The organism is Burkholderia sp. Bp9140, assembly GCF_003853425.1.
Lineage (GTDB): Bacteria > Pseudomonadota > Gammaproteobacteria > Burkholderiales > Burkholderiaceae > Burkholderia.
On sequence record NZ_QTPQ01000103.1, the window covers coordinates 1 to 1,549 of the forward strand.

The following is a 1,549-nucleotide window of genomic DNA, read 5'->3' on the forward strand; positions in this document are numbered from 1 at the left end:
GACTAGTCAGTATGACTCCCCGTGAGGCAGAGGGGCTGGCCTGCAGCAAGGAACCAAACGCGGGTTAGCATCGCTGCCAGAGCCGCACGGTGTGGACGCGCCACACCCGGCGATTTCCAGGCGGAGGCCAGCATGGAACACGATAGCACGCTGTACGTGGGTCTTGACGTTCACAAGGACTCGATCACCGTTGCCTACGCCTGGGGCACAGGAGAGGTCGAACTCCTTGGCAAGGTCAGTACGACGCAGGTCGATATTGATCGCCTGTGTAAGCGCTTGCAGTCGAAGGCGCAGTGCATCAACATCGTCTACGAGGCTGGCCCGTGTGGCTACGGGCTTTACCGGCAACTCGCGCAGAAGGGATTCGACTGCATGGTGTGCGCACCGTCGTTGATTCCCAGGAAGCCGGGCGAACGCATCAAGACCGATCGACGTGACGCAGTGAAGCTCGTGCGTTCGCTGCGCGCGGGCGACCTGTCAGCGGTGTACGTGCCCAGCGTCGAAGACGAGGCGTTCCGCGATCTGGCCCGCGCGTGGGTCAGCGCCAAGGACGATCTGAAGCGTGCGCGGCAACGGCTGAAGGCCTTTCTACTCTCGCATGGGGTGCGCTATACGGGCCGTGCCGACTGGGGACCGGCGCACCGGCGCTGGGTGAGCGCGTTTGCGTTCGGCCACGCCTGGCAGCAACTGGCGTTCGAGGAGTTCCGGCGCGCGATCGAGGATCGCCTCGTGCAATGTGATCGGCTCGAGGCTGCGTTGCGCGAGGCGGCCGTCAACTGGCGCTTCTATCCGGCCGTCCTGGGCCTGCAAACGATGCGCGGCGTGCAGTTCACCACGGCAGTCGGAATGCTCGCCGAACTCGGCGATCTGTCGCGCTTCGCCCACCCACGCCAGTTGATGGCCTGGCTGGGGGTGACGCCATCCGAACACTCGTCGGGCGCGAAGCGCCGTCAGGGCAGCATCACCAAGAACGGCAACAGCTACGCGAGAAAGCTGCTCGTCGAAGCAGCCTGGAGCTACCGATATCCAGCCCACGTGAGTCCCGAGATCCAGCTGCGCCACGAAGGCATCCCCAAGCCCATTGTGGATCGCGCCTGGGACGCGCAAGTTCGCCTGTGTCGACGCTACCGGAAGCTCGTCGCGCGCGGCAAGGAGAAGAACATCGCGGTGGTCGCGGTCGCCCGCGAACTCAGCGGGTTCATCTGGGACATCAGCCGGCTTGCCATGTCGCTGGCCGTACCGCGTGCAGCGCTCCCCGCCTGACGCGAAACCCAAGCCCACCCACGACTGGAGGAGCAGTTTCCTGAAGGCGGCGTAGCCCGGCACACGAGTAACCCGCGACGCGGCTACGCAACGGATTGCATCCGACTTGCGGGACTAGATAGCGGCAGGCTCATTGGGCGGACCTCTGTAATGCGGTAGCCAACCCGCGGATATCAGCGTGATCCACCGTCGAGATTTACTGCTACGTCGCCCTCAGGAAATTCAGACAACATGCATTCGAAAACTGAAAGAACCGATCCCGATTGACACGGGGAGTCATATCAGC

Annotated in this window: 1 protein-coding gene; it reads left to right on the forward strand. The window is 63.6% G+C overall.

Annotated elements, in window-relative coordinates:
• Positions 1-132 precede the first annotated feature (132 nt).
• Entirely contained in the window at positions 133-1,263 is a 1,131-nt protein-coding gene (locus DIE21_RS36780) for an IS110 family transposase (protein WP_124502200.1), read from the forward strand.
• Positions 1,264-1,549: the final 286 nt, after the last annotated feature.